Genomic DNA, 8335 nt, shown 5'->3' with positions numbered 1-8335 from the left:
AGGCCAAGGCGGACGAGTTCGTCGCGGCGACGCTGGCCGAGACCGGCGCGCCGGGCCACTGGGCGCAGTTCAACCTGGGGCTCGCCGCCGGCATCCTGCGCGAGGCCGCCGGGCTGACGACGCTCGTGCGCGGCGAGACGATCCCCTCCGACGTGCCCGGCAGCCTCGCCATGGCGGTCCGCCAGCCGGCCGGGGTCGTGCTCGGCATGGCGCCCTGGAACGCCCCGATCATTCTCGGCGTGCGCGCCCTGGCCACACCGCTGGCCGTCGGCAACACGGTCGTCTTCAAGGCCAGCGAGAAGTGCCCGCGCATCCACCGGCTCATCGTCGACGCCCTCCTGGAGGCGGGCCTGCCGGCCGGAGTCGTCAACTTCGTCTCCCACGCGCCGCAGGACGCCCCGGCGGTCGTCGAGGCGATGATCGCCCACCCGGCCGTGCGGCGCGTCAACTTCACGGGATCGACGCAGGTCGGCCGCGTCATCGGCCGGTTGTGCGGCGAGCACCTCACGCCGTGCGTGCTCGAGCTCGGCGGCAAGGCCCCATTCGTCGTGCTCGACGACGCCGACGTCGAGCAGGCGGTCGACGCCGCGGCGTTCGGCGCCTTCGCCAACTCCGGGCAGATCTGCATGTCGACCGAGCGGATCATCGTCGACGAGGCGGTCGCCGACGAGTTCGTCGAGGCGCTCGCCGCCAAGGCGGGCTCGCTGCCCGTCGGCGACCCGAGCGGGCACGTCGTGCTCGGCTCGGTCATCGACGCGGGCACCGTGGAGCGCTGCAACGAGCTGCTCGACGACGCGGTGGCCGCCGGGGCGCGGGTCGTCGCCGGCGAGCGGGCCGACTCCACGCTGATGGGCGCGACGCTGCTCGACGGGGTCACCGCGGACATGCGGATCTGGCGCGAGGAGTCGTTCGGTCCGGTGAAGTCGATCATGCGGGTCGCGGGCGTCGACGCAGCGGTGGCCGCGGCGAACGACACCGAGTACGGCCTGTCGGCGGCGGTCTTCGGGCGCGACGCGGCGCGGGCGCTGGAGGTGGCCGGGCGCATCGAGTCGGGCATCTGCCACGTCAACGGGCCGACCGTGCACGACGAGCCGCAGATGCCGTTCGGGGGCGTCAAGGCCTCGGGCTGGGGGCGCTTCGGCGGCGAGGCCGGGGTGCGCGAGTTCACCGACCTGCGCTGGATCACCGTGCAGCAGGGCGCGCGGCACTATCCGTTCTGACCCTCACCGGCCGTGGCGAGCCGGCGTTTAGCCTGGTCGGGTGGGTAACGACAGGGCTGGGGACGAGGGCGATCCGAACGGGCCGCTCGTGCTGCTCGTCGAGGACGACGAGACGCTGCAGGTGACGACGCGATTGGTGCTGCAGCGGCACGGGTTTCGGGTGGCGACCGCCGACGACGGCATCGACGGCCTGGAGAAGCTGGCGACGGTCGACCCCGACGTGCTGCTCGTCGACGTCGTCATGCCGCGCATGGACGGCATCACGTTCGTGCGGCGCGCCCGCGAGCGCCTCGACGTGCCCGCGGTCGTGCTCACCGCGCGCGACCTGCCGCACGACCAGCTCGCGGGCTTCGAGGCGGGCGCCGACGACTACGTCGTCAAGCCGTTCGACGGCGACGTGCTCGCCGCGCGGCTGCGCGCGGTGCTGCGCCGGGGTGGGGCGCCGCGCTCGCAGGAGGTGCGCCTCGGGGCGCTGCGCATCGACCGCCCGGGCATGGTCGTGCATCGCGACGAGGAGCGGATCACCTTGTCCAGCACCGAGTTCCGGCTGCTGGAGGCGTTTCTCGACCACACCGGACGGGTGCTCTCACGGCCACAACTTCTCGACCTCGTCTGGGGCGACGCCTCGTGGGGCGACCCGCACGTCGTCGAGGTCACCGTGCAGCGACTGCGCGCCAAGATCGGCGCCGAGCACATCGTCACCGTGCGCGGGGCCGGCTACAAGCTCGTCGGGGCCTGAGCCGACCCCCTCTGGAGCGGGCCCCGCGGCGGGTCGAGACGAAGTTGGCATACATACTCGTCCTGACGTGCGTCGCGCTCGCGCATCACCGCAGTTCACGAGCCCGTCGGCGGCGCGGCGACGCGAGTATGTCAGCGATTCTCGTCTTCGGCTCCCGGCCGGGCGGCGGCCGACGGGTCGTCGCGTGCTCAGCGACCATCAGGAGGGAACTCATGACGAACGTCCTCGGTCCCGAGGAGAAGATCGGCGTCGACGGCGAGCGCCTGTGGCGGTCGCTGCACGAGCTCGCCACGATCGGCGCCTACGACGACGCGGAGACGGGACTGGTCGGGGTGAACCGCCAGTCGCTCACCGACGCCGACGCCCAGGGCCGGCGGCTGCTCGTCTCGTGGCTGCAGGAGGCGGGCCTGCAGGTCAGCGTCGACGAGCTGGGCTCGATCTTCGGCCGTCGGGAAGGCACCGACCCGAGCCTCGCGCCGGTCATGGCCGCCTCGCACATCGACAGCGTCGGCACGGCGGGCGCCTTCGACGGCTGCGTCGGCGTGCTCGGGGCGCTCGAGGTCATCCGTTCGCTGAACGAGCAGGACGTCGCGACGCGCCGCCCGATCGTCGTCGCCGCGTTCACCGAGGAGGAGGGGGTGCGCTTCGGCACCGACATGCTCGGTTCGGCGGTGGCCGCGGGCCGGCTCGGCCTGGACTACGCGTACGGCCTCACCGACTCCGCGGGGTTGCGGCTCGGTGACGAGCTGGAGCGGATCGGCTTCAAGGGCAGCCGGCCGGTTCGGCTGGAGCCGCCGTACGCGTACGTGGAGTGCCACATCGAGCAGGGCCCGGTGCTGCTGCGGGAGGGCTACGCGGTGGGCGTCGTCACCGGCGTGCAGGCGATCTCGTGGCAGCAGGTGACGTTGCACGGTCGCGCCGCGCACGCCGGCACCACCCCGACCGAGCTGCGCATCGACGCCAGTCTGGCCGCCGCTCAGGTCGTCGTGCACGTGCGCGAGATGGTGGACTCGGGCCGGTACGGGCAGCTGCGCGCCACGGTCGGGCGGATCACCGTCTCCCCCGGGCTGCCGAACGTCGTGCCCGACCGCGCCGAGCTGACCGTCGACCTGCGCAACCCCGACGACACCCACATGGCCGCCGCCGAACGCGACCTCGCCGCCTTTCTCGCCGAGCTCCCCGACCGCCAGCCGGGGTTGCGCGTCGAGACCGCCCAGATGGCCCGGACGGCGCACGTGCCGTTCGATGAGTCGGTGCAGCGCGAGATCGAGGCGGTCGCGGCCGACCTCGGGATGCCGACGCGCCGCCTCATGAGCGGCGCCGGCCACGACGCGCAGGAGATCGCCGCGATCGCGCCGACCGCGATGGTCTTCGTGCGCGGCCAGTACGACGGGATCTCACACAACCCGCGGGAGTACTCCACGCCGCAGGACTGCGAGGCCGGCGTCACCGCGCTGGCGAACACGGTGCTGCGGCTGGCGCAGCGCCCCGATTGATAAATTGTTCGGGTGGCCATGGAACTCCAGGGAGTCAACCGACAGACGCTGCGCGAACAGGTGCTCGACCTCCTTCGCGCCGCGATCACCAGCGGCCGGCTCCCGCTGGGGTCCTCGCTCATCGAGACCGAATTGGCCTCGACCTACGGCGTGAGCCGCGGCACGGTGCGCGAGGCGCTGCGCGAGCTGCAGGCCGCGGGCCTCGTCGCCGGAGACAGCCGAGGCAAGCTGCACGTGCGCACCCCCGGGCGGCGCGAGATCGCCGAGCTGTTCCGGGTGCGCGGGGCCCTCGAGGGCCTGGCCGTGCGTGAGATCGTGCGCTCCGAACGGCTCGAGGACGCCGCCGCCGACCTGCGCGCGCACCTGCCCGCCGACAGCGGCGACTTCACCGAGCGGATGAACGCCGACCTCGCCTTCCACGAACGACTCGTGCAGCTCAGCGAGAACGCGACGCTGCTGACCCTGTGGAAGGGCCTGGAAGACCGCATGCGCATCATCTTCTTCGCCGGAGACGGCCCCGAGGACTCGCCCCTCATGACGTACGCCCAGCACGAGCCGATCGTCGACGCCATCGCCTCCGGCGACCTGCGCGCCGCCCACGACACCCTCCTCGCGCACATGGAGGACGCCGCCCACCGCTGGGCCGCCCAGCCGCTGTCCGCGGCCTCCGCCGACTGACGGCCGCCCACCTCGGCCCAGCCTCGCCCTCGGCTTCGCCTCACCTCGATTCAGCCTCACCTCGATTCAGCCTGGCCTCGGTTCAGCCTCGCCGCGGCTCACCTAGGCCTCCGGTTGCCTCGGCCTCGTGTCGCCCTCCCTCACACGCGCGCCCTCGCCTCTCCTCCCCCATTCGACGCCAATTCTCACCTACGCGTTGACTGTCAACAGTCAACACTGACATACTCGTCCTAGCCGATCACCGCAGATCGCAGGAAAGGACAGAGTGTGATGCAAGTGCAGTCCCCCGCCCGCCAACGCACCGCCGTCGTCACCGGAGCCGGGTCGCCGCGCGGCATCGGGCTCGCCACGGCGCGCCGGTTCGCCCAGGAGGGCTGGGCGGTCGTCGTCACCGACCTCAACGCCGAGGGCGTCGCCGCGTCCGCGCAGACCCTCACCGACGAATTCGACGTGCCGGTCCTGGGCGTCGCCAGCGACGTCGCCGACCCCGCCAGCGTGGCGGCGCTCGCCGAGCAGGTCGCCGCCTCCGACCTGCCGCCCGTCGGCGCGGTCGCCAACATCGCCGGAATCCCCTCGCCCTCCTCGTTCCTCGAGATGGGCATCGAGGAGTGGAACCGGGTCATCGCGGTCAACCTCACCGGCGACTTCCTCGTCGCCCAGGCCTTCGTGCCGCAGATGATCGAGAACGGGTACGGCCGGGTCGTCAACATGTCGTCGGTCACCGCCCAGCACGGCGGCGGGGTGTTCTCCAAGACGGGGTACGCCGCGGCCAAGGCCGGCGTCATCGGGCTCACCAAGGGCATGGCCCGTGAACTGGCGCAGTACGGCATCACGGTCAACGCGGTGGCGCCCGGCGTCGTCGACACCGACATTCGCGTCGGCTCCAGCGACGAGAACGAGAAGGCCCTGTCGGCCGCGGTGCCGCTCGGGCGCCAGTGCCGGCCCGAGGAGATCGCCGCCCTGTACGTCTGGCTCTGCAGCGCGGACGCCGGCTACATCACCGGCACCACGCAGAGCATCAACGGCGGCACGTACGTCTACTGACGCAGGAGAGACGATGAACGCAATCAAGGAAACCAACCGCGACAAGGATCTGCAGACCCGCGTCAAGGAACTCACCGACGCCGCCTACCGCGTGCGGATGGGCGTGCTCGACGAGGGCGAGGCGCAGGGCGAGGGCTACGTCGGGCAGGCGCTCGGCGCCGCCGACATCATGGCCGCCCTGTACGGCGACGCGATGCGCTACCAGCCCGGCGACCCCGACTGGGAGGACCGCGACCGGCTCCTCATGTCGGTCGGCCACTACGCGCTGCTGCTCTACGCCGGCCTCGCCGAGGCCGGGGTCATCCCGTTCGACGAGCTGGGCACCTACGCCGCCGACGACTCGCGGCTGCCGATGTCGGCCATGTCGACCTACACCCCCGGGGTCGAGATCTCCGGCGGCTCGCTCGGCCACGGTCTCGGTCTCGGGGTGGGCACCGCGCTCGGCCTGCGCCACCAGGGCAAGACCGACCAGAAGGTGTTCGTGCTGTTCAGCGACGGTGAGCTCGACGAGGGCTCGACGTGGGAGGCGGCGATGTCCGCCTCCAACTGGCAGACCGGCAACCTCATCGCCCTCGTCGACATGAACGGCATGCAGGCCGACGGCCGCACCGCCGACGTGCTCTCGATCGACACCGCCTCGCAGGCGAAGGCGCAGGAGCACCGCTGGGAGTCGTTCGGCTGGCACGCCCAGCGCGTCGACGGCAACGACCTCGAGGCGCTGCTCACCGCCCTCGACGCCGCGACCGACGAGGCCTCGGCCCAGGGCCGGCCGCACATCATCATCTGCGACACGAAGCTGGGCAAGGGCGTACCGATGCTCGAGTCCCGCGAGAAGCTCCACTTCATGAAGATCGCCGCCGAAGAGTGGCCCGTCTGCAAGCAGCAGCTCACGGACGGTTACGAGGGGAAGGATGCGCGATGACCTCCGCACCTGAGAAGAAGCAGCCGCCGCTGCGGTCGGCGGCGATGATCGCCTCGATCGCCGACCCGGGCATGCGCACGACGAAGGCCCCGTTCGGGGAGGCCCTCGTGGCGGCCGCGGAGCAGGACGAGCGGATCGTCGGGCTCTCGGCCGACCTCAGCAAGTACACCGACCTGCACATCTTCGCGCAGGCCTATCCGGAGCGCTTCTACCAGATGGGCATGTCCGAGCAGGCCCTGATGATGGCGGCCGCGGGCATGGCGCAGACCGGTCTCGTGCCGTTCGCCTCCACGTACTCGGTGTTCGCGACCCGCCGGGCGTACGACTTCATCTGCCTCGACATGGCGGAGCCGGAGCTCAACGTCAACATCGTGTGTGCGCTCCCGGGCCTGACCACCGGTTACGGGCCCTCGCACCAGGCCACCGAGGACGTCGCGATCCTGCGCGGCATGCCGAACCTGACGATCGTCGACCCGTGCGACGCCGTCGACCTCGAGCAGGCCGTGGCGCAGCTGGCAGCCACGCCCGGCCCGACGTACACCCGCCTGCTGCGCGGGGCGGTGCCGCGGATCCTCGACGACTACGACTACTCCTTCGAGCTGGGCAAGGCCAAGGTCGTGCGCCCCGGCGACGACGTCGTGTTCGTCTCCAGCGGGCTCATGACGATGCGCGGCCTGCTCGCCGCCGAGGAGCTCGCCAAGCAGGGCGTCGACGTCAGCGTCGTGCACGTCGCGACGATCAAGCCGTTCGACACCGAGGCCGTGCTGCGCGAGATCGACACGGACCGCGCGGTGTTCACGCTCGAGAACCACACGGTGGTCGGTGGGCTGTTCGAGGCGGTCGCGGGCGAGATGGCGCGCCGGGGCCTGGGCAAGAAGATCAACCCGATCGCGTTGCCGGACGAGTTCATCGACGCCGGTGCGCTGCCGACCCTGCACGACCGGTACGGCCTGTCGACCCAGGCGGTCGTCGACCGAGTCACCCGGGAGCTGCGGGGCTGACGCGCAGCCGGAACGCCGAACGGGCCGGTCGTATCGACCGGCCCGTTCGCCGCGTCTGCGGGAGCCACCGCTCGGACTATTATCACGCTCGCGCCGGGCGTCGGCTCAACGCTGTGACCAGGCCTTTCTTCGCCAGGGCCTCGGTCGGCCGGCCGCGGTGATGGTCCGAGCGGTGTCCACAGCCCTGTGGATAACCCGTCGGGGCTACGGCGTGATGATGACCTTGTTGGCGGACTTGTCGGAACGCACGGTGTCCAGGGCGGTGCCGTAGTCGTCGAGGCCGAAGCGGTGCGTGATGATGCCGTCGGTGCGGGCGCGGCCGGCGCGCAGGGCGGCCAGCGCCTGCGGGAACGACTCGATCTCGGCGAACGAGCCCTTGATCGTGATCTCGCGGCGGAACACGTCGTAGGGCGAGATGGAGATCGTCGCCGACTCGTCGGCGACGCCGTAGAACACGGCGGTGCCGCCGTTGCGGGTCATGGGCACGAGGGCCTCGGCGATGGCGGGCACGCCGGTGGCGTCGACGACGATGTCGTAGCCGGAACCGCCGGAGAGTTCGCGCAGCTTCTCCAGGTCGCCGGGAAGGTCGCCGCGGTTCATCGTGTACGAGTCGTCGACGCCGAGCTCCACGGCGGTGTCGAGCTTGAACTGGGTGGGCGCCGCGATGCGCACGTGCGAGGCGCCGGCGGCCTTGAGCAGCTGGGCCAGGATGATGCCCGTGGGGCCGGCGCCGAAGACGAGGGCGGTGGAGCCGTGCCGCGGGGCGATGACGTCGATGCCGTGGGCCACGCACGAGGTGGGCTCGGTGAAGACCGCCGTCTCGACGGGCAGCCCCTCGGCGGAGAACACCTGGGCGATGGGGGCGAGCACGAACTCGGCGAAACCGCCGGGCAGGGTGGAGCCGATGCCGCTGAAGTTGCCGCACAGCAACCGGCGTCCCTCGCGGCAGTATTCGCAGCTGCCGCAGGCGGCGTTGGGGTTGATGACGACCTGCTCGCCGACCTTGAAGTCGTCGACGCCCTCGCCGAGCGCATCGATCAGGCCGACGGTCTCGTGGCCGGGGGTCATCGGGTACACGGCGAGAAACTGGCCCTCGTGCAGATGCAGGTCGGTGCCGCACACACCCGCGGCGAGCACCTTGATGCGCACCTCGCCCGGGCCCGGCTCCGGGACCGGCACGTCGGTGACGGTGAAGCTGCGGGGTGCGTCGTAGACGACAGCCTTCATCTCAAACT

Annotated in this window: 8 protein-coding genes; 7 read left to right on the top strand and 1 reads right to left on the bottom strand. The window is 71.5% G+C overall.

From position 1 onward, the window contains the following. From PINTE_RS05515 to PINTE_RS05485, 7 genes are all read left to right on the top strand, one after another. Positions 1-1220: aldehyde dehydrogenase (locus tag PINTE_RS05515; protein ID WP_068427314.1), on the top strand; the 1220-nt coding region annotated here is incomplete at its 5' end. A gap of 40 nt (positions 1221-1260) precedes the next feature. Beyond that, positions 1261-1959, top strand: a complete 699-nt coding sequence (locus PINTE_RS05510; RefSeq protein WP_068427313.1) for a response regulator transcription factor — start codon at positions 1261-1263, stop codon at positions 1957-1959. 212 nt (positions 1960-2171) lie between these two features. After that, the gene (locus tag PINTE_RS05505) at positions 2172-3455 is read left to right on the top strand and encodes a Zn-dependent hydrolase (RefSeq protein WP_068427309.1); all 1284 of its coding nucleotides are present in this window, start codon (positions 2172-2174) and stop codon (positions 3453-3455) included. Between the two features lie 18 nt (positions 3456-3473). Continuing rightward, positions 3474-4133 (top strand): GntR family transcriptional regulator, encoded by a 660-nt coding sequence (locus PINTE_RS05500; protein ID WP_068427307.1) that lies wholly within the window; start codon positions 3474-3476, stop codon positions 4131-4133. Positions 4134-4403: 270 nt separating this feature from the next. Further along, positions 4404-5177, top strand: coding sequence for an SDR family NAD(P)-dependent oxidoreductase (locus PINTE_RS05495; protein WP_068427322.1), 774 nt, complete (start codon positions 4404-4406; stop codon positions 5175-5177). 13 nt (positions 5178-5190) lie between these two features. After that, positions 5191-6099, top strand: coding sequence for a transketolase (locus PINTE_RS05490; protein ID WP_068427305.1), 909 nt, complete (start codon positions 5191-5193; stop codon positions 6097-6099). Next, positions 6096-7100, top strand: coding sequence for a transketolase family protein (locus tag PINTE_RS05485; protein WP_068427303.1), 1005 nt, complete (start codon positions 6096-6098; stop codon positions 7098-7100). The genes PINTE_RS05490 and PINTE_RS05485 overlap by 4 nt, the downstream gene beginning before the upstream one ends. Positions 7101-7304: 204 nt before the next feature. Here PINTE_RS05485 and PINTE_RS05480 read toward each other — a convergent pair whose 3' ends face one another. After that, positions 7305-8327 (bottom strand): zinc-dependent alcohol dehydrogenase family protein, encoded by a 1023-nt coding sequence (locus PINTE_RS05480; RefSeq protein ID WP_068427301.1) that lies wholly within the window; start codon positions 8325-8327, stop codon positions 7305-7307. Positions 8328-8335 lie beyond the last annotated feature (8 nt).

Origin of the sequence: Piscicoccus intestinalis NBRC 104926, assembly GCF_001515525.1 — a bacterium.
In the GTDB taxonomy this organism is placed as follows: domain Bacteria; phylum Actinomycetota; class Actinomycetes; order Actinomycetales; family Dermatophilaceae; genus Kineosphaera; species Kineosphaera intestinalis.
Note: the sequence above shows the minus strand (reverse complement) of the source record. Positions and strands in the feature narration are given on the sequence as shown.